The following is a 19,377-nucleotide window of genomic DNA, read 5'->3' on the forward strand; positions in this document are numbered from 1 at the left end:
CAGCCCGCTCCCGGGAAACCGGGAGCTACTCGACAATCACCGCCTCTTTGTTTTTCGATAGCAGAATTTTAATCAGGTTGATGTAGGTGACGGGTTTGAAGAAATAATAGCCCTGCAACAGGGTAATATGATTGCGATTCAGGTAATCCAGCTGTTCTTTGGTTTCCACTCCTTCCGCAATAATATGCAATGACAGCTTACGCGCCATTTCAATGACGCAGTCGATAAGCTTGCTTGACTCCTCAGTTCCATTAACCCGGCCGACAAAGCTCTTATCAATTTTAATATAATCAATGCTCAAATCATTCAGGTACGACAGCCCGGAATAGCCGGTACCAAAATCATCAAGCGCGATCGCAAAGCCTTTCTCATGCAAGCGGTTGAGATTTTCTACCAGCTGTTTGTTGATAAACAACGGTTCGCGTTCGGTCACTTCCAGCACCAGTTTTATATTCGCCCCGGCAAATTCCTGTTGATAGCGCAGGCAGTCGTCCATAAAGCTGGGAGCGTTCATATGGGAGGCACTCAGGTTAATCCCAATATGAAAGCCATCAGAAAGTTTGCTGAATATGGGCTTCATCTGTGCAGCCACCTGATTCATCAAACTCTGGGTTAAAGGCACAATTAATCCGGATTTCTCCGCAATCGGAATAAACGACACCGGCGAAATAAACCCCACCTTCGGATGCTTCCATCTCGCCAGCACTTCAACACCATAAATAGCCCCTGTCTGGCCGTTCACCACCGGCTGATAGAATGGGACAATCTCGCCGTTGGCGATGGCTTTGCGCAGATTGTCTTCCGGCGTGGTGGTTTTATTCAGATAACGTTTCGCCACATAAGCCGCCATAACTGACAGCACTAACATAAAAAACAGCAGCCCGGCACCCTGGCGCCACATTCGGCCGAGGCTAAAAAACGACGGCAGCTGCCAGTCAATGCTGAATGGATAAGTCTTCGAGGTGAATATCCCGTTGGTAGACTGGTTTTTCCCTACCGGCTGAACATCACCGGAACGGCTAATCATCTGTTGCCCAACCACCAGCGTATAGCCAGCATCATGAATACTCGTGCTCAGCGCCTCACGCACATGGCTGTCGCTGATAGTGACCATCACCCTGCCGTGCTGAATGGCGTTCTGATAGATAAGTATTGGCCGATCGTTCACCGTATCTTTGGCCGGAAGCAGCTTCAGCGGGTCGTCCGGTATTGATTCTGGCTCATTAATCAGCACCCGGTTTCCCGGCAACGAACTGCACCAGATGTCTCCATCTTTAAAGATAAGAATGGTGCGCAAATGAGGGTTCAAGGCCGCCTCTGTCCCCAGCGCGTAAGCGCCCTCTCCGGTACAGCCATCCGCCGCTACGCGCAGCGCCGTGGTCGTCGCATTCCTTGCTTCATCGAGAATAGCATTGATATTTGCTGCTGCATGACGTGCACCATCTGCGCTGTTTAAGCGTGCGGAATACCAGAGCTGAAGATTGATGATAAACACGCCAAAAATAAATAAGGAGATAGGGACCAGCTTAGACAACATGGCATTACGCATAGTCATTCCTTACCAGGAACTGTCGTTTTAAATGCTGTGCAAAGTAATTGGTGGAGCCTTCACCAGCAATAAAGTCTCTTACTGGTATGTAACGATTTTAGATAGCCAATGAGGGGTTTACCAGGTGATGTTTCTCGCAAAATGATTAACGTGACAGAGGTGACATACGGCGACAAATATCAGAATCAGCCATAAAAATAATTGCTCTGTCGATAACCCCCGGAGTTGTATTTACTCCATGAAACTCGCGGCGTATTACTTATCGCGTCCACCACAACACAGGGGTTAACGACATGAAAATATTAATTGTTGAAAGCGAGTTTCTGCACCAGGACACCTGGGTCGGCGCGGCGGTAGCGCGTCTGGCAGAAGCGCTGCGCCGTCAGAATATTGAAGTGCTGCAGTCCACTACACTCGACGATGGCTACGCTATCATTGCGGCGAATGAAGCCATAGATTGCCTGATGTTCAGTTATCAGATGGAAGAGAAAGATGAACATCAACGCGTTCGCCAACTACTCGATAAGCTTCATGAGCGTCAGCAAGAGGTGCCGGTATTTTTGCTGGGCGAGCGCGAAAAAGCCACTGCTCTGATTGATCAGCAGCTGATGGAGCTTATCGATGAGTTCGCCTGGATCCTCGAAGATTCTGCTGATTTCATCGCCGGACGCGCGGTTGCCGCCATGAACCGCTACCGTCAGCAAATGCTGCCGCCGCTGTTTTCTGCCCTCGTGAAATACAACGGCATCCATGAATACTCATGGGCGGCCCCCGGCCACCAGGGCGGCGTTGGCTTTACTAAAACGCCCGCCGGTCGGATGTATCACGACTATTACGGCGAAAACCTGTTCCGTACCGATATGGGGATTGAACGTGCCTCGCTGGGTTCATTACTGGATCACACCGGCGCCTTCGGTGAGAGTGAGAAAAATGCGGCGCGGGTATTTGGCGCTGACCGCTCATGGTCCGTTGTCGTCGGCACCTCCGGCTCCAACCGTACCATTATGCAGGCCTGCATGACCGATGATGACGTGGTGGTGATTGACCGCAACTGCCATAAGTCGATTGAACAGGGCCTTATTCTTACCGGTGCCAAACCGGTCTATATGGTGCCCAGCCGCAACCGCTACGGCATCATTGGGCCTATCTACCCGCAGGAGATGCAGCCAGAAGCGCTGCAGGACAAAATCCGCACCAGTTCGCTGACTCACGAATATGCGGCCCATAAACCCTCCTACAGCGTCATCACCAACTGTACTTACGATGGCGTGTGCTACAACGCCAAAAATGCCCAGGCGCTGCTGGAGCAGACCTGTGACCGCATTCATTTTGACGAGGCCTGGTACGGCTACGCACGCTTTAACCCGGTGTACGCCGACCATTTCGCGATGCGCGGCAACCCAGGCGATCACAGCGGCCCGACCATTTTCGCTACCCACTCCACGCATAAATTGTTGAATGCGCTTTCTCAGGCTTCCTACATTCATGTTCGCGAAGGGCGCGGCGCGGTGAACTTCTCCCGTTTCAATCAGGCCTACATGATGCACGCCACCACCTCGCCGCTGTACGCCATCTGCGCGTCCAATGATATTGCGGTCTCGATGATGGACGGCAACAGCGGGCTGTCGCTGACCCAGGAAGTGATCGACGAAGCCGTCGATTTCCGTCAGGCCATGGCACGTCTGTATCGCGAGTTTACCGACAGCAACGACTGGTTCTTCAAGCCGTGGAACAAAGAAACGGTTGTCGATCCGCAAACCGGTAAAGAGGTCGCGTTTGAGGATGCGCCGGCTGAACTGCTGAGCCGCGATCAAAACTGCTGGGTCATGCGCCCGGGAGAAAGCTGGCACGGTTTTAAAGATTTACCGGATAACTGGAGCATGCTGGATCCAATTAAGGTCAGCATTCTGGCGCCGGGTATGGGGGATGACGGTAATCTACTGGAAAGCGGTGTACCCGCCGCGCTGGTTACCGCCTGGCTTGGACGCCATGGTATCGTGCCAACCCGCACCACCGACTTCCAGATAATGTTCCTCTTCTCGATGGGTGTGACTCGCGGAAAATGGGGAACGCTTATCAATACCCTGTGCTCCTTTAAGCGCCATTACGACAATAATGCTCCCCTGTCACAGGTCATGCCGGAGCTGGCAAATCAGTACCCGGACGTTTACGGCGCTATGGGCGTTCATGATTTAGGCGACAAAATGTTCGCCTGGCTGAAAACCAACAATCCTGGTGCCAGCCTCAATGCCGCCTACGCCTCTTTACCGGAAGCCATGATGACCCCGCGTGATGCTTATCAGGCTATCGTGTCCGATAACGTTGAGATGGTGGCGATAGAAGGATTGCCGAACCGCGTGGCGGCGAACTCTGTCATCCCGTATCCACCAGGAATTCCGATGCTGTTATCCGGGGAAAACTTTGGTGATAGCACCAGCCCACAAATTGCCTACCTGCATGCCCTGCAGTCCTGGGACCACGAGTTCCCTGGTTTCGAGCATGAAACCGAAGGTACAGAAATTATTGATGGCATTTATCACGTCATGTGCATAAAGGCCTGAGGTAATCGACGGCTTTTAGCATAATACCGTTTGTTTAAAAGCCTGGAATATAGAGCAGTAGATTTAAATCCTGAGTCTTATTTTGCGCGGGGTCGCCCCGCGCCTTTTTTCAGATATGGAGCCTGATTATGATTTTAATGGTCACCAAAGATGAATTCCTTTTCCAGGGGGTGACACATTTACTGAGTAATGAAAAAGTCATCAGAGCAGAGGGCCTTTCGGATATCGGTAAACAGATAGCGGACCCTGCAAGCAAAGTGATTATCGACGTCTACCACAACAACGTTATCGACGATAATGCGGTCAGCATCATCCAGTCTCTCAACGTGGACAGAATTATCGTGCTGGCCCCCTTTCACATCAGTAAGATAAAATGCCGTTCGCCGATACTTTTCGTGAACAGAAGGATGTCACTGACAAAATGGCTATCGCTGCTAACCGCAAGCCAGGCCGCCTATTGCAAACCCAAAATGGGTTTCTCACACAATCAGTTTAAAATTGTCAGCCATTTTTTAAATGAAGAAGATAACGACGATATTGCATCAGCCTTGAATATTTCAGAGAAGACCTTGCGTAGCCAGAAATTTAATATCATGCTCAAACTAAAACTGCGCAGGATGAGCGATATCGTGACCCTCAATATCTCTTCCTACTTTTAAATATCCCTTATCTTGAATGATCTACCCGTCACCGGGTAGATCATTTTCATTACGTCCGTGATTTCTTGAAAGCGCTCGCCAGAACCCAGCAGCTAAACGCGCTCACAATAAGCTCAATCCCTACCACCAGAGAAACCATCATGATTGATGCCTGCGGCGCAGCGCTGATGAAGCACCAGGCAATCAACAGATCGAGCACGCCGATAACCAGCTGAAGCCAGCTTCCTTTGACCTGGCGATGGTTAAACCAGGCCGTAATACGGATGACCCCGCCAAGGGCAAACAGGCATGCGAGGAAAGTGGCTATCGCAAACAGGCCAAGTTCCGGCGCGGTGATAAACAGGTAGCCCATCACAACATACGCACAACAGACCAGGATACCTGACACCACTGGCCAAAAATTATGCACCCGATTTTTTATCATGATCGCCATATAGGCGATGCTGCTACAGATCAGCACCACGCCCAAAATCAAGGCAAGGATATCACCGGAGATAAAGGGAAACGCAATAAACAGAACGCCGGCAATAAGCATCAGAGCAGCAATCAGTCTGAGCAGATTTTTTTGTTTCTCAAGCACCTTCACATCAAGTTTAGAAATAATACTCTGATTGATATTTAACATATTACACCTTCATAACACTAAAAATAAAAACACGGCGTAAATCTACCGTAAACGCGTGCAAACCGATAAAGTAGATTTAATAATTTATTCTGATAACAAACTCCGAAAGCCACAACAACTCGTTGATTTATAGCCATTTATTGCAAACAGAGAAAGCCAATGAAATATCCCTGGAAACTGGTTCACAATGCTGAGAGTGATATAATAGCGACGTAACGTTAAATGTGTTATTGAGGATTTAAAAATGAAGAAAGTAACCGGTCTTATTCTTGGTAGCCTGCTGTTGATTCCTGCTCTTAGCCAGGCAGCTGAAACACAAAAACCAGTAAACAACTGGACCTGCGAAGACTTTCTGGCACTGGATTCCTCTTTCCAGCCAACGGCTGTCGGTTTTGCCGAAGCATTAAACAGTAAAGATAAACCGGAAGATGCCATTATGGATGTTAAAGGTATTGAAACTGTGACTCCAGCCGTGGTGCAGGCCTGTACAGAAAACCAAAAAGCCAGTTTTAAAGACAAAGTAAAAAGCGAGTGGGACAAATTTAAACAGCATATTTAGTCAAAGACATTCCCGTTAAGCCATTTTAGACTTAACGGGTCCCTCAGTGGGGGCGATCATGAGTAAACGATTACAACATCGCTCCTGCTGGCTATATTTAAAGCGTTCCTCTTCCTTCATTTTCTCTCATTGTCAACCCCGTCACAAAACACACCAGAATCTTGCCACTGCTGTCATAAAAAATTTACACCCGTGATTTCCTGACCCTAATTGAAATTATCATCTGGTAGTGTATTTTATGCCTGCTGTGATTTCATCATACAATTAACCTTATTAGCCTCAATACCCCCCCTTTTAATTGAGGTATTTCTTATTCGTATTCCCGGAGTGCGAGAATGAGACTTTGTAGTAGTGCCCCCTGCGTGGTAGTTTTGACTGGAAAAGACGTTGATGTAAAAATAAACGATACAACCTCGTTAATATTACCAGCAAACCATTTAAACGTAATTTCTTGCAATAATAACATTATCGATTTTTCCTACTTAGATAATGCACTGGTTGCGCATATGAGTCGCTCGATTTTGAATGATTATCTGCAGTTTTTGAATAGGGATCTGACGCAGATCACCCCATGGCCTCGGCAAGCCATTCCCGTTATTTCGCGCCACTGCCGAACGCCCGACGTATTCCGTGAAGCGGCGCTGCACAGCGTCCTTGAAACCAATGAGGCCTGTGAAATTGAGCGTACCCGCTCCTTATTGTTTACCGTCCTCTCTATCTTTCTTGAGAGTCCCGGGTTCATTGCCCTGATCATGCAAATGCTGCGTAATAGCGTTAAAGATAGTGTGTACCAGATTATCCAGAGTGATATTCACAAAGAGTGGAACTTAAGCCTGGTCGCCAGCGCACTCTGCCTGAGCCCCAGCTTGCTAAAGAAGAAACTAAAGTATGAAGACACCAGCTATAGCCAGATAATTACGGATTGCCGAATGCGCTATGCCGCGCAACAGTTATTAATTGCAGATAAGAATATCTCGCAGATTTCACAATTATGTGGATACCGAAGTACATCTTACTTTATTTCAGTATTTAAGACATTTTATGGCACGACTCCGTTACATTATGTCACACAACATCGCCAGGAGTGTCTGACTGCCTGACCAGATTATGACATCAGCCATAATTATATCGGCAACGGACATACCCCCCTGAGCCATCTAAAATAATGCCGGCAGTGCGCTATTATTTCCCCCGAATTACATTCAGGAGAAATACTATGTCGACCGACGCTGACGCGCACAAAGTGGGCCTTATCCCCGTCACTCTGATGGTTTCGGGGAATATCATGGGCTCAGGGGTTTTTCTGTTACCTGCCAATCTGGCAGCGACCGGCGGGATTGCAATCTACGGATGGCTTGTCACTATTATCGGCGCGCTGGCGCTGTCGATGGTGTACGCCAAAATGTCGTCTTTAGATCCCAGTCCCGGCGGTTCATATGCTTACGCCCGCCGCTGTTTTGGCCCGTTCCTGGGCTATCAGACTAACGTCCTCTACTGGCTCGCCTGCTGGGTGGGTAACATCGCCATGGTGGTGATTGGGGTTGGCTATCTGAGCTACTTCTTCCCCATTCTTAAAGATCCGATGGTATTGACTATCACCTGTGTGGTCGTGCTGTGGATTTTCGTTTTGCTGAACATCGTTGGGCCAAAGATGATCACCCGCGTACAGGCCGTCGCCACCGTGCTGGCGCTGATCCCCATCGTCGGGATTGCCGTGTTCGGCTGGTTCTGGTTTCGGGGTGAAACCTATATGTCGGCCTGGAACGTCAGCGGACTCAGCACCTTTGGCGCTATTCAAAGTACGCTCAGCGTGACGCTATGGTCTTTCATCGGCGTGGAGAGTGCCTCGGTTGCTGCAGGCGTGGTGAAAAATCCAAAACGTAACGTACCGATTGCCACCATCGGCGGGGTGTTAATTGCCGCCGTCTGCTATGTGCTCTCAACCACCGCGATTATGGGGATGATCCCGAATGCCGCTCTGCGCGTCTCAGCCTCTCCCTTTGGTGATGCCGCCCGCATGGCGCTGGGCAACACCGCCGGGGCAATCGTATCGTTTTGTGCTGCGGCCGGGTGTCTTGGCTCACTGGGCGGCTGGACGCTGCTGGCGGGTCAAACCGCAAAAGCTGCGGCGGACGACGGTCTGTTCCCGCCTATCTTTGCTCGCGTGAACAAAGCCGGAACCCCGGTCGCTGGGTTGCTTATCGTCGGTGTGCTGATGACCATCTTCCAGTTCAGCAGCATTTCGCCAAATGCGGCAAAAGAGTTTGGCCTGGTCTCTTCCGTCTCGGTTATCTTCACCCTCGTGCCTTATCTCTATACCTGCGCGGCGCTACTGCTCCTGGGCCACGGCCACTTTGGTAAAGCACGGCCGGTATATCTGCTGATCACCTTTATCGCCTTCGTCTATTGTATCTGGGCCGTCGTGGGTTCCGGGGCGAAAGAGGTCATGTGGTCATTCGTGACGCTCATGATCATCACCGCATTTTATGCCCTTAACTACAATCGCATTCATAAAAATCCCTACCCGCTGGATGCCCCGGTAGATAAGGCATAAAGTGACAGCAATTCATAAGAGACAAGTTAACCGTTAAAAAATAGCAATATCAGCGCCAAATAATATCAGTAATGGCTATTTTCACTTCACTGTCATCCATTTATTTTTTGGCGCGTTATTATCTGTTCATCCGACATATCAAGCATTGCCGGCCATATCAGTACCTCAATATGTATTTATGGAGTTTATCATGATTAACAAATTTACACTGTCAACCGTCGGTATTTTCGCCACTGCAATCCTTGCAACCGCAAGCGTGAGTGCTGTAGCCAAAGATGTGACGCCTAATAATATGAGTTGCCAGGAGTACATCGACCTCAACCCGCAGACCATGGCACCGGTGGCATTCTGGATGCTCAATAAAGATGTCGATTTTAAAGGCGGTGATTACGTCGATTTCAATGAGACAGAGACTACCGCCGTTCCTCTGACTTTAGAAATTTGTAAAAAACATCCGCAGAGCGCGCTGAAAGATATTAAAGACACCGTAAAAAACGAGCTAAAAAAGTAGCCGAAGAACACTGACGGCCACAAAGATATCCCCCTATATTTGTTTCCGGGAATTGAAACTCCCGGCACCGTCAAATTTACACCCTCTCGATTCAGGTGAGGGTGTAAACCTTCAACGTTAAGTCCGTATGTCATTCCCGGGCAGCCTTCAAGCAAAATGCATCAGAATATTTACCACCTTCCCCAGCGGATCGCGCACGTAGAACCGACGCACCTGCCAGGGCTCATTGGTGAGAGGATATAAAATCTCCAGCCCTTCCGCCTGCGCTCGCGCGTAAATTTCATCCACGTTATCCACTTCAATAGAGAGATCCGGTACCGGGGTACCCGAGCCACCTTCAGAAGCGATACCCAGCTGCGGTCGCATCTGGCTCTCACTGGCATAGGTCAAAAGCCAGCCATGATCCATGACGATTTTCAGGCCTAACAAACGTTCGTAAAACGACGCGGCGCTGTGGGGATCTTCTGCATGAAGATTGGTGACAATGCGAAGTACAGCCATGAGCTTACCTTTTCCTATGGCATGAAAATGCCATACCCACAAAAGTAAGTAGTGTAGTTCAGTTTCTGACAGGAGGAATGCTGCTGGGGTTCGCGGCGGATGCCGGTGATGCATGTTGACGAAAGAGAGATAAAAAAAGGGGTTACCTTTCGGTAACCCCTTTTTTCTTCCATCTGGCGGAAGCGCAGAGATTCGAACTCTGGAACCCTTTCGGGTCGCCGGTTTTCAAGACCGGTGCCTTCAACCGCTCGGCCACACTTCCGGAATGAGGCGCACTATAAACATCCCCGTGCGCCATGTAAAGCCTTGTTTTGTTCGTTTGCCTGAAAAATCAACAAAACGCAATTAATCGACTGAAATAACAGCGAATTGAGCACATTTCCAGCACAAACATCCCTTTCAGAACTAGTGTTTGATGATGTACATATCTTTCGTGTAGTAGAAGCCAAGCTTATCCGGCGTAAAGCCCCCCACCCACGGTTTCACCAGGTGTGTTCTTACATAGTGATAAATCGGGATAGCAGGTACATCCTGGCTCAGAATGTCTTCGGCCTGCTGGTAGTATTTCCCACGCTCGGCCACGTTCTTCGCTCTTGACGCTTTATCCATCGCCTCGTCGAAAGCGGGGTTGCTGTATTTCGTCGTATTCTGGCTGTCACCGGTGTAGAAGTTTTTCAGGAACGTTGAAGCGTCGTCGTAATCCGCAATCCATGCATAACGCACCACGTCGTAATTGCCGCTGTGCATATTGTCGAGCATGGTTTTCCACTCCTGGTTCTGCAGCTTCGCGGTCACGCCCAGATCTTTTTTCCACATCGAACTCGCCGCAATCGCAATGCGCTGATGGGCTTCCTGGGTGTTGTACAGCAGATTAAAGGTCAGCGGATGGTCCTGATTAAAGCCCGCCTCTTCCAGCAGCTTCTTCGCCTCCGCGACGCGTTTTTCCTGCGGCCAGCTGGCGTACTCCGGGTTTTTGAGCTTAACACCGCCAATATCAGGCTGGCTGACTAACCATGCCGCCCTCTGCCCCTGCCCCATCACCTTCTGGGCAATAATGTCCTTATCCAGCGCCATGTTCAGCGCCCGACGCACGCGTGGGTCGTTAAACGGCGCTTTGGTGGTGTTGAACTGGTAATAGTAAGTCGCGAGCTGCGGCGAGACGTTCACCTGCGTGCCCAGGGTTTTCTGCAGCTGAACAAACTGGTTAACCGGCACAGTGGAGGTAATATCAATCTCTCCCGCCCGGTAACGGTTAACGTCGGCCGTTTCTGAGGCAATTGGCAGATACGAGACTTTGTTAATTACCGTATGCTGGTCGTCCCAGTAACGCGGGTTGCGTACCGCTTCTATACGTTCGTTGACCACCCACTTCGAGAGTTTGTATGGGCCACTGGTGACAATATGCTCTGGTAGAGTCCATTTCTCGCCGAATCGTCCAATCAGCACCTTATCCACCGGCACCATCGACTGATGCGACAGCATGGCTAAAAACGCCGCGTTCGGCTGCGTCAGCGTTACCTGAAGCGTCGTGTCATCCAGCGCTTTAACTCCCAGTGCGTCCGGCGCGAGCTTACCTTCTGCAATTTCTGCGGCGTTGGCGATACGCATCGTGGCCGGGTAAGTGGCATAAGGGGAGATAGTTTTTGGATCGACCAACCGTTGCCAGCTCCAGACGACATCGTGGGCGGTAATCGCGGTGCCATCAGACCACGTGATTCCCGGACGCAGGTGGAACGTCCAGATGGTGTTATCCTTCTCTTCCCATTTCTCGGCGAGGCGCGGCTCCACTTCCCCTCGCACGTTAACGGACACCAGCCCTTCGAAAAGATCCCTGATGATATTGGCTTCTACGTCGCTCTCCACCTTGTGGGGGTCGAGTGAGGCCGGTTCACTGCCGTTATTTCTGACCAGCTCCTGCTTTTCAGCCAGCACCGTGCCGGCGGGAACGGTGGCGGCGAAAGTCATCGATGTTGCACCGAGCAGCCCGACGCTGAAGATAAGTTGCGTGATGTAATTATGTTTTTTCATATCCCTTGCCTGTTTGCGATTATTTATTGCGACACCGCTTCCAGTCTTAGACAGAGACTCTCAATAAAGCAATGTTTTTCAGTAACCTATAAGATGTCGATCTACCCCAACGCAGCAAAAAATCGTTCGTGCTATTTTCAGACAAAATGATGAAATAATATGCTACCCGTAGGGGCCGGAGGATCGGTAAAGTTGGGTAAAAGCGCTGGGGCTTTCGCGCGCGTTTTTTTATGCTTAGTTATTAATGATATCAGTCATAAGAGAGTGACTTATGGATCGTATAATTACATCTACACGCGATCGTTCATCGCTGCTGAGTACGCATAAAGTTCTGCGTAATACCTATTTTCTGCTGAGCCTGACGCTCGCGTTTTCAGCTATTACCGCCACCGCCAGCACCGTCCTGATGCTGCCGTCACCGGGGCTGATTCTGACGCTGGTCGGCATGTACGGCCTGATGTTCCTGACTTACAAAACGGCGGATAAACCGGTGGGTATTCTGTCCGCGTTCGCCTTTACTGGTTTCCTGGGGTACATCCTCGGCCCAATCCTGAACGCGTATCTGTCTGCGGGCATGGGCGATGTTATCGGAATGGCGCTCGGCGGTACCGCGCTGGTGTTCTTTAGCTGCTCCGCCTACGTGCTGACCACCCGCAAAGATATGTCGTTCCTCGGCGGTATGCTGATGGCCGGTATCGTGGTGGTACTGATTGGAATGGTGGCAAACATCTTCCTGCAGCTGCCTGCACTGCACCTGGCGATTAGCGCGGTGTTCATTCTGATCTCTTCCGGCGCCATTCTGTTTGAGACCAGCAACATCATCCGCGGCGGTGAAACCAACTACATCCGCGCCACCGTCAGCCTGTACGTGTCGCTGTACAACATCTTCGTCAGCCTGCTCAGCATCCTGGGCTTCGCCAGCAAAGACTAAGTACGTCAGCGCCATAAACGAAAAAGAGAATGCCGCGGCATTCTCTTTTTTTTAACCGTTATTCTCCCCGACAAATATAAGTGGGATAGAAGCGGTCCTGAATCAACCAGACCGCAGGCGCCACCTGTGAAATGGTGAGATAGTATCGTGCCCCGCTCTGGGCAAAACTGCCCCACACACCGTCCGGCGTATTGTCATTATGCCGTCGCGTTGTCTGCGTATAGGTGAGCGTCATCGCACCCGCATCGCTCAGCGGTTTCCAGACAAAATTAACATCGCGGTCGATCATCATTGGCTGCCCACGAGAGGACGCCGCGCCCTTATAGGTCGTGACACCAGTCCCGTTGCGATGAAAATAGAACTGCGCCACCGTATTCACTCTGACTTCGCTGGTTTTTCCTTGATTACGCGTGAAATTAAACTCAGTCGTACAGGCCAGTACATCCTGCTTTCGGCTCCACGAATGTGAGAAGTAGATAGCCAGCGCGCTCCCAAGAACAACCCCTCCTAAGCCAAACAGAAGTTTAATTTTCATTCTTCTGCCCCACTTTTGTAACGGATGGTTTTGCAGAGGCTGGATTTATTCACCGGACAGGCGCCAATAAAGACTTCATCTGCCGACGAAATCGAAAAACGTGCACTGAAATAGTAGAGGTTGTAATGCTCACGCTGGCAGTTGACCTTATTCTCCTCCAGCAGTGGCGCTAGCCTCGATAATACCAGCGGTCGCCCGTGGTCATTGATTAGCCAGATTTTGCACCCGGCAATACCCTCCTCGAAGGCTTTCAACTCCAGTGGCACGCTAATATCACGAGGTAAACACAAGTAGGCTCCCAGCCCTGCCACTGCCAGTAGTACGATGAGACTGTAATACCAGCGAGTTGAAAAACGGGCCTTCGTCGTCGTCCGTGAGACAACTTCAGGTTCCTTCAGCGTTTTTTCGGGCGCTTCACAACAGTGATGCTTCTCCGCTATCTGACACACCACCTCAGCCTCAAAACGAAATCCAAAGCGTGGCACAGTGACAATCAACGGCTCGCTCTCACCCAGCGACTGAAAGGCTTTGCGCAGCTCGCTGACCGCTTTGTTGAGATTGTTTCCAGAAGGGGTATAGCCAAAATCCTGCCAGACGCGAGTGATCAATTCCTCCCGACTCAGGTCACTGCCTTTATGGCGAATAAACTCCAACAATAAGCGCACCCCTGGTGCCGACAGAGTTAACGTAGATTCAGCCTGACCAACCAGGCTGATTTGCTGTGCTCCAGGATCAAATAACAACGAATTATTGCATATGAACAACATATAAAAATCTCTCGTTTACCGCGCACATTCTCTTTACGCCTCAACGGGCGCAGGCGATGAATGCCCCTGCATAAATCGCATATTTTTTAAGCAGAGGAATAACACTGCACAACCATGACGACGGTATTTTCGCTTAACTATACAGCTTTAGAGACAGGAAATCAGGATAAATAACTGTATAAACTCAGTTAACAAATACAAATATCCTTAAAACCCTGTTCTGGCTAAAGTTTCCCTGCCCTGAAGTTATGCGAAAGCCAATGACGAAATGGACGTCACTCATCACTACGAATGAACACAGGCAGGTGGAAGTTGAAACAAAATAAATTATTGAATAGCAGAAACACATTGCATGCCCTTGTATCGACATTGTCTCTTTTTAGCGGAGTGACAATGGCAAATATGAGCGTGTACCCAATGGAACTGAATATGGATAGTTCAGGTACCGCACAAATTAAAGTGGCATCAAAAAGTGATGATATTCAGTTCATTCGGGTGACGCAAAAGAAAATTCTTAACCCAGGGACACCACTGGAAAAAGAAGTGGATGTCGCCTCATGGAAAGAAGGTGGCATGGTCGCGACGCCGGCAAAATTTGCGCTTGCCGCCGGCTCGATGCGCGTCGTGCGTCTGGTATCACTGACGCCACCACCAGTGGAGAGCACCTGGCGCGTGTACTTTGAGGGCGTTAAACAGCCGGACAATATTCTTTTGGAAGATAAAAATCGCCCGGCAGCCACAGCAAAACTGGGGGTTAACGTTATCTGGGGAGCCCTGGTTCATCTGGCTCCACAGCACCCGGTTGTTTCGCTAAAAATTAATTCTCTGGAGGGGAAAATCATTAATGATGGAACGCTTCGGGTACCGCTAAAAGAAATTGCGGTCTGTCATTCTGGTGAGCAATGTCGATGGTTTAAAGAAGATACCACGATTTATCCAGATACCAGCCGAAAATTAAAAACCCTGACCAGTATGAAGGGAGATAAATATAAATTTCGCTACTTCAACTGGCTGACAAAAACCAGTGAAGAGGCTGATTTACCTGTCGTGAATTAGCACGACATATAAGTAATAACCACGACCGTGGTTGGTTTCAAGGGCTGTTGAGGCCCGTATATTAATATGGAGATATCAATGCGTCATTCAATTAAACCTCTGCTGATCGTTGCTGCAATGGCTTCCTCTTTCAGCGCCCTGGCTATTCAAAAAGACATCACCGTGAATGCGAGTGTCGATTCTCAACTGGATATGACTCAGGCAGACAACACGCCGCTGCCGGCCAGTATCGATATGCAGTACCTGCCGGGCCGTGGTCTGGACAGCTATCGGGTGAATACCAAAGTGTGGTCAAACTCCGCCACCAGCAACGTCAAAGTTCGTCTGGTCAGTGCCGCGCAACTGAGCAACGCCGATGGCGATCAAACCGTACCGATGACGGTCAAGCTGGGCGATAAAACCCTGACCACCACGGATGCTGAGTTCACCGGAGCTGAACTGTTCCCGGGCAGCATCGAGAACGGCTCTGCGGTTCTGCCGCTCATCATTTCCCAGACCACCAAAGGGATCCTCAAAACTGGCCAGTACAGTGGTGTGGTGAGCCTGATGCTGACCCAGGCGACCACCGCGGAAGGCGGCGCATAAATTCAGCAATACGTTAAAGGAATCAACATCAGAGGGTATTTCCCTCTGATGTCAGGACGACATCAGAGGCTTGTTCATGGCTTTTTACCGCAATACTCTCCTTTTTGCCGCGTTGTTACCCGCTTCCATATCGCTGGCTTGCGCTGAGATGGCGGTCCCGGCCGGGTTTGAGGAGTTAGCAAAAAGTCAGCACTTGTGGATTGAGGTGACGCTTTACGGTGACTCACTCGGTCTTTTTGAAACCGATATCACGCTTGAAAAGGTCAGTTTCAGACAGCCTGAATCACTTATTGCCGTCATCAAAAAACGCTTTAATGATGACCCTCGCCTGCTCTCTGCCATCGGTGCTGTACTTGCCGCTCCGCTACCTCGTAACGGTAATCTGGCCTGTAGCAGCAACGGCGACGCGCGTGGGTGCGATTATCTCGACACCGACAGTGCAGCCGTCATTTATGATGAAAATAACGCGCGCATTAGCCTGTTCCTCGACAAACATTTCCTGGCGAAACCCTCAGTGGACAGACAGTGGTATCAGCCCACGCGTGAAACCGAGAATGCGCTGGTGCATCAGCAAAATATAAACTTTGTCGCCGATCGCGATTATCAGTCGATCAATGTACAGGGCAATGGCGCGCTGGCAGTCACCCAGGACGGCTATTTCAATCTTGACTGGAACTGGCAGGGACAACGCTCGCGCCACCAACAAACGCAGGATGTGACGGTGAACAACGCCTGGTTTCGTCAGGACCTGTGGCGCCAGTACTACGTCCAGTTGGGGGAAATGGATACCCGCGATCTCTTCAGCAATGCCGGGGGTAACATTACGCTCAGCCAGCTGCCCGTGGGTAAAATTCGTGGCGTGCGCGCAGGCTCTACCCGCGCATGGCTGAACCCCGTTCAGCAATCTCAGGGAACCCCGGTCACGGTATTTCTGTCGCATGATGCGCGCATTGACGCTCGTCGCGGTAACCAACTGCTCGGTAGTTTTTACCTGAACGCAGGCGCTCAGGCACTCGACACCCGCGCGTTTCCCGACGGGAGCTATACGGTCTCGCTGGCTATTTATGAAAATAACCGCCTGCTGCGCACCGAAGAAGTCCCGTTTACGCGCACCGGCGTCACCCCTTTTGATCGTATCGAATGGTTTCTTCAGGCGGGAGAAACCGATAACGACACGCAGGACACCTCACGCTCTCCGGTGGTACAGGCGGGAATACGCCTGCCCGTAACCTCAACCGTCGCACTGACCAGCGGGGCAACGGTCATCCGCCAACACCGTTTTGCAGAAAATGCGCTCGACTGGAGCCATGGTTTTAACACCGGCCCCATCGACGGCGTGTTAAGTACGCGATTCAGCTACCTCTACGGCAGCCAGGGTGAGCGCGGCAACATCCAGCAGGTGAGCTATAACGACGGTTTTTCGCTGAGCTTCTACCGCAACGCGCTGACAGCGGAAAACTGCGACAACCGAAACTCAGGATTTTACGGCGTGAGCGGCTGTTATCGTTCGCTGTCGCTCATGCTCTCGGTTCCGGTAGGCGGGTGGTACGCCAGCCTCGGCTATTCCGATAACCACAATGAAGGCCGCTACATCGCCCGTCGCGATCTGCCCGATAGCGACGATCGGCATAATAGCGGGACACCCTGGGAGCAGGTCTACATGACCCGCTCGCATTCTCAATCCTGGCAGGGTGGACTGAGCAAAGCCTTCAGTACCAATGGTCTGAATATCAACAGCAGCATTAACCTGTTTATGCGTAGCGACAACGAGACTAGCGGGAAAGACAAAGGTGGCTACCTGAGCGTGAGTCTGTCGCTGGCACACCAGCGGCAGGGCGACGCTTCAAGCTATACCTCTCTGGGCGCCACCTGGCAACAGCAGCAGCACCAGGCCGGGAGCCTCAGCTATAACGTGGCGCACAACTGGTATGCCGACGCTGGTGGTGAAAACGAATATGGTCTGAGCGCCTCCGGCATCAACAGCGATTCCGTGAACACGTCGGCCTATACGCGGCTGGGCGGTCAATACGGTAACGGTAGCCTGACGGTGAGCGACAGCTGGGAGCGGCAAACCCAACGGCACACCTTCAGCAGTAGCGGGAACTACAGTTCAACCCTCGCTCTCGCACGTTCCGGGCTGTGGCTTGGGCGCTGGGGAGACGGACGACCGGCTTCCGCTATTGGCGTTGATGTCTCGGCTCCCGAGGAAGAGCAGGATAGCCGGATCGCGGTTTCACTCGACAGCGGCGGCAGCGCTGATATTGCGGCCAACCGCCGGGTGCTGTTTGCCGTTCCTGGCTACCAGCAAACCACGTTAACCGTCAACGAATCTCTGGATGTCTCCCGCGGTGCGAGCAGCGAAATTACGCAGGGTTCAGGCAGCCGCGCGGTCTTTATGGTGCCGGGCAAGATGCTGCGCCGCGAAGTTCGCACGATGGCCAACTACACCTGGCTCGGCCAGTTGACCGATGAGCAGCATGCTCCGCTATCGGGCAGCATCCCATTGAACGTCAACGGCTGGAACGATCTCGGCAACGGCGGTTTCAGCGCGCAGAGCGATGCGCTGTTGCAGGCATTGTATCTGGTACGCCAACAACAGTTTTACCAGTGCACACTGCAGGTTAAAAGCATGCACGACGTTGTGCGTTACGTCGGCACCGTGACCTGCCGTGAGCTCACCTTCTCAGCATTGCCGGAAAACGTTCAACACCAGGCACAGCTGATGCTGGCAGGACGTGCTCAGCCTTCGCGCCCAACGGCAATGAACACCAGGGACACCTCAGCAACAGGAAAATCTCATGAATAACCTCGTCACTATCCTCATGCTGCTGAGTTTGTGGGCCAGCCAGGCACTGGCCGGGGCTCCGGCTGGCAGAAATACCAGCGTCAGCATCAGCTACGATCGCCCGACGCCCCCCGCTCGCTTCGACATCTGGTTGCATGAACCAACGGGTTACGATCCGGTGGATCCGCAAAAATGGGGACGTAATACCCTGACCTGTTTGTCGCGCACCGATGCCACCAACGGCGCCTGCATGAACGCCCCCGTCTGGTTTTCCGCGAACCCGGCAGCGCCTTACCCCATCTCCCTGCGCTTTACGCATGACCTGAGTAAAAAAACGGTCGATCTCAAAGTGTACGGTGAGAAGCAGATGTTTATTAACGGGAAAGTGTTTAACTTCGCCAGCTATGTCACCGGCGGCTCAGCAGATCTTTCTGCCTGGAATAAAGAGCCCTATTTCGATTTCTATATCGTCAAAAGCGAGCTCGATAAGCTTACCCTGCCGGGCATCTGGAGCGCGACCCTGAAGCAAAACCTGCGCGAATGGGGAAGTGCTACCTGTGGCGGTGATTTCAACGACGCGAGCATCGGCTGCCCGGGCTATCTCACTATTGCCAACTGGCAGGCGAATATTCGTATTGAGGTTGTCGATCCCGCCAATCAGCAAATTTATCTCCCGGCCTTTCCGCACTCTACGCCGATAGTGAACCTTAATTTGAGCAACTATCCGGGTCGCCCTGGCGGAAGCGAAATCAAAGGGCAATCTTCGCTGGATATGTGTTTGTATGACGGAAAAAACGCCACCACCAGCCGGGTGATATTGCGCTTCGCGGACGTGGGGACAGCCGGCGCAGATCGTGCGGCGGGCGCCTTCTCGGTCTGGCGACGCGGCAGTAGCAAAACAGAAACGCGCGATCGCGTCGATTATCAGGTGTCTGTCACCAACCCGCTCACCGGTGCCACGCAAATCGCCAGTAACGGTACCGATATCATCTGGCAGGGTACCAATGACCGACGCATTCTGCGCCAGGTCGTGTTACCCGGCGGCAGCGAGAGCGTGCTGTGCGTTCCAGCGCCGATTACGCTCACCACGCCGGCATTTGCCGCCAGCAGTAAAAATGCCGGCGACTATACCGGCACGCTACGCATTATCTACACCCCCAGTACGTTATGA

Annotated in this window: 17 protein-coding genes and 1 tRNA gene; 11 read left to right on the forward strand and 7 right to left on the reverse strand. The window is 51.4% G+C overall.

Translation table 11 applies throughout. The features are described from left to right. Window positions 1–25 precede the first annotated feature (25 nt). On the reverse strand, window positions 26–1,549 hold the full coding sequence (locus C7387_RS09020; protein ID WP_040903459.1) for an EAL domain-containing protein: 1,524 nt from the start codon (window positions 1,547–1,549) through the stop codon (window positions 26–28). A gap of 293 nt (window positions 1,550–1,842) precedes the next feature. Here C7387_RS09020 and adiA point away from each other — a divergent pair, with 293 nt between their 5' ends. Further along, complete coding sequence (gene adiA / locus C7387_RS09025; RefSeq protein ID WP_038258420.1) at window positions 1,843–4,110, forward strand: arginine decarboxylase; 2,268 nt, start codon at window positions 1,843–1,845, stop codon at window positions 4,108–4,110. A gap of 128 nt (window positions 4,111–4,238) precedes the next feature. Then, complete coding sequence (locus C7387_RS09030; RefSeq protein WP_120816528.1) at window positions 4,239–4,769, forward strand: helix-turn-helix transcriptional regulator; 531 nt, start codon at window positions 4,239–4,241, stop codon at window positions 4,767–4,769. A 49-nt stretch (window positions 4,770–4,818) separates the two neighbouring features. Here C7387_RS09030 and C7387_RS09035 read toward each other — a convergent pair whose 3' ends face one another. After that, complete coding sequence (locus C7387_RS09035) at window positions 4,819–5,394, reverse strand: HdeD family acid-resistance protein (RefSeq protein WP_120816529.1); 576 nt, start codon at window positions 5,392–5,394, stop codon at window positions 4,819–4,821. Between the two features lie 244 nt (window positions 5,395–5,638). Here C7387_RS09035 and hdeA point away from each other — a divergent pair, with 244 nt between their 5' ends. The 4 genes from hdeA to hdeB all read left to right on the forward strand — a co-directional run bounded on the left by hdeA (window position 5,639) and on the right by hdeB (window position 9,018). Then, a complete protein-coding gene (gene hdeA, locus C7387_RS09040) occupies window positions 5,639–5,953 on the forward strand; it encodes an acid-activated periplasmic chaperone HdeA (RefSeq protein ID WP_006819388.1) in 315 nt (104 codons plus the stop codon). 335 nt (window positions 5,954–6,288) lie between these two features. Next, window positions 6,289–7,053 (forward strand): AraC family transcriptional regulator, encoded by a 765-nt coding sequence (locus C7387_RS09045; RefSeq protein ID WP_120816530.1) that lies wholly within the window; start codon window positions 6,289–6,291, stop codon window positions 7,051–7,053. Window positions 7,054–7,169: 116 nt separating this feature from the next. Further along, window positions 7,170–8,507: an arginine/agmatine antiporter gene (adiC, locus tag C7387_RS09050; protein WP_038258436.1), complete on the forward strand. Its 1,338-nt coding sequence runs from the start codon at window positions 7,170–7,172 to the stop codon at window positions 8,505–8,507. Window positions 8,508–8,700: 193 nt separating this feature from the next. Next, a complete protein-coding gene (hdeB, locus tag C7387_RS09055; protein ID WP_038258468.1) occupies window positions 8,701–9,018 on the forward strand; it encodes an acid-activated periplasmic chaperone HdeB in 318 nt (105 codons plus the stop codon). A gap of 147 nt (window positions 9,019–9,165) precedes the next feature. Here the strand turns inward: hdeB and C7387_RS09060 are convergent, their stop codons facing one another. From C7387_RS09060 to C7387_RS09070, 3 genes are all read right to left on the reverse strand, one after another. Further along, window positions 9,166–9,519, reverse strand: coding sequence for a VOC family protein (locus tag C7387_RS09060; RefSeq protein ID WP_006819383.1), 354 nt, complete (start codon window positions 9,517–9,519; stop codon window positions 9,166–9,168). Between the two features lie 174 nt (window positions 9,520–9,693). Continuing rightward, a tRNA-Ser gene (locus tag C7387_RS09065) sits at window positions 9,694–9,781 on the reverse strand. Window positions 9,782–9,924: 143 nt separating this feature from the next. Beyond that, entirely contained in the window at window positions 9,925–11,547 is a 1,623-nt protein-coding gene (locus C7387_RS09070) for an ABC transporter substrate-binding protein (protein WP_006819382.1), read from the reverse strand. Window positions 11,548–11,818: 271 nt separating this feature from the next. Here C7387_RS09070 and yccA point away from each other — a divergent pair, with 271 nt between their 5' ends. Next, a complete protein-coding gene (gene yccA, locus C7387_RS09075) occupies window positions 11,819–12,478 on the forward strand; it encodes an FtsH protease modulator YccA (RefSeq protein WP_006819381.1) in 660 nt (219 codons plus the stop codon). Between the two features lie 58 nt (window positions 12,479–12,536). Here the strand turns inward: yccA and C7387_RS09080 are convergent, their stop codons facing one another. Together C7387_RS09080 and C7387_RS09085 are read right to left on the reverse strand one after the other, a co-directional pair. Next, the gene (locus C7387_RS09080; RefSeq protein ID WP_006819380.1) at window positions 12,537–13,013 is read right to left on the reverse strand and encodes a hypothetical protein; all 477 of its coding nucleotides are present in this window, start codon (window positions 13,011–13,013) and stop codon (window positions 12,537–12,539) included. Beyond that, window positions 13,010–13,780: a winged helix-turn-helix domain-containing protein gene (locus tag C7387_RS09085; protein ID WP_120816531.1), complete on the reverse strand. Its 771-nt coding sequence runs from the start codon at window positions 13,778–13,780 to the stop codon at window positions 13,010–13,012. Before C7387_RS09085 ends, C7387_RS09080 begins: the two co-directional genes overlap by 4 nt. A gap of 312 nt (window positions 13,781–14,092) precedes the next feature. On the opposite strand from C7387_RS09085, the gene C7387_RS09090 reads away from it, so the two are divergent. From C7387_RS09090 to C7387_RS09105, 4 genes are all read left to right on the forward strand, one after another. After that, window positions 14,093–14,836, forward strand: a complete 744-nt coding sequence (locus tag C7387_RS09090; protein ID WP_158592520.1) for a fimbrial protein — start codon at window positions 14,093–14,095, stop codon at window positions 14,834–14,836. A 78-nt stretch (window positions 14,837–14,914) separates the two neighbouring features. Then, entirely contained in the window at window positions 14,915–15,421 is a 507-nt protein-coding gene (locus tag C7387_RS09095; RefSeq protein WP_038258445.1) for a CS1 type fimbrial major subunit, read from the forward strand. A 76-nt stretch (window positions 15,422–15,497) separates the two neighbouring features. After that, window positions 15,498–18,227: a TcfC E-set like domain-containing protein gene (locus tag C7387_RS09100; RefSeq protein WP_120816533.1), complete on the forward strand. Its 2,730-nt coding sequence runs from the start codon at window positions 15,498–15,500 to the stop codon at window positions 18,225–18,227. Then, window positions 18,220–19,377: a CfaE/CblD family pilus tip adhesin gene (locus C7387_RS09105; RefSeq protein ID WP_120816534.1), complete on the forward strand. Its 1,158-nt coding sequence runs from the start codon at window positions 18,220–18,222 to the stop codon at window positions 19,375–19,377. The genes C7387_RS09100 and C7387_RS09105 overlap by 8 nt, the downstream gene beginning before the upstream one ends.

Origin of the sequence: Yokenella regensburgei (assembly GCF_003634235.1) — a bacterium.
Lineage (GTDB): Bacteria > Pseudomonadota > Gammaproteobacteria > Enterobacterales > Enterobacteriaceae > Yokenella > Yokenella regensburgei.

Coding starts and splice junctions, on each gene's coding strand:
- C7387_RS09085 (WP_120816531.1), bottom strand. CDS start 13,780: ATGTTGTTCATATGCAATAATTCGTTGTTATTTGATCCTGGAGCACAG.
- adiC (WP_038258436.1), top strand. CDS start 7,170: ATGTCGACCGACGCTGACGCGCACAAAGTGGGCCTTATCCCCGTCACT.
- C7387_RS09020 (WP_040903459.1), bottom strand. CDS start 1,549: ATGCGTAATGCCATGTTGTCTAAGCTGGTCCCTATCTCCTTATTTATT.
- C7387_RS09080 (WP_006819380.1), bottom strand. CDS start 13,013: ATGAAAATTAAACTTCTGTTTGGCTTAGGAGGGGTTGTTCTTGGGAGC.
- C7387_RS09070 (WP_006819382.1), bottom strand. CDS start 11,547: ATGAAAAAACATAATTACATCACGCAACTTATCTTCAGCGTCGGGCTG.
- yccA (WP_006819381.1), top strand. CDS start 11,819: ATGGATCGTATAATTACATCTACACGCGATCGTTCATCGCTGCTGAGT.
- C7387_RS09100 (WP_120816533.1), top strand. CDS start 15,498: ATGGCTTTTTACCGCAATACTCTCCTTTTTGCCGCGTTGTTACCCGCT.
- C7387_RS09045 (WP_120816530.1), top strand. CDS start 6,289: ATGAGACTTTGTAGTAGTGCCCCCTGCGTGGTAGTTTTGACTGGAAAA.
- C7387_RS09105 (WP_120816534.1), top strand. CDS start 18,220: ATGAATAACCTCGTCACTATCCTCATGCTGCTGAGTTTGTGGGCCAGC.
- hdeA (WP_006819388.1), top strand. CDS start 5,639: ATGAAGAAAGTAACCGGTCTTATTCTTGGTAGCCTGCTGTTGATTCCT.
- C7387_RS09030 (WP_120816528.1), top strand. CDS start 4,239: ATGATTTTAATGGTCACCAAAGATGAATTCCTTTTCCAGGGGGTGACA.
- C7387_RS09035 (WP_120816529.1), bottom strand. CDS start 5,394: ATGTTAAATATCAATCAGAGTATTATTTCTAAACTTGATGTGAAGGTG.
- adiA (WP_038258420.1), top strand. CDS start 1,843: ATGAAAATATTAATTGTTGAAAGCGAGTTTCTGCACCAGGACACCTGG.
- C7387_RS09060 (WP_006819383.1), bottom strand. CDS start 9,519: ATGGCTGTACTTCGCATTGTCACCAATCTTCATGCAGAAGATCCCCAC.
- C7387_RS09095 (WP_038258445.1), top strand. CDS start 14,915: ATGCGTCATTCAATTAAACCTCTGCTGATCGTTGCTGCAATGGCTTCC.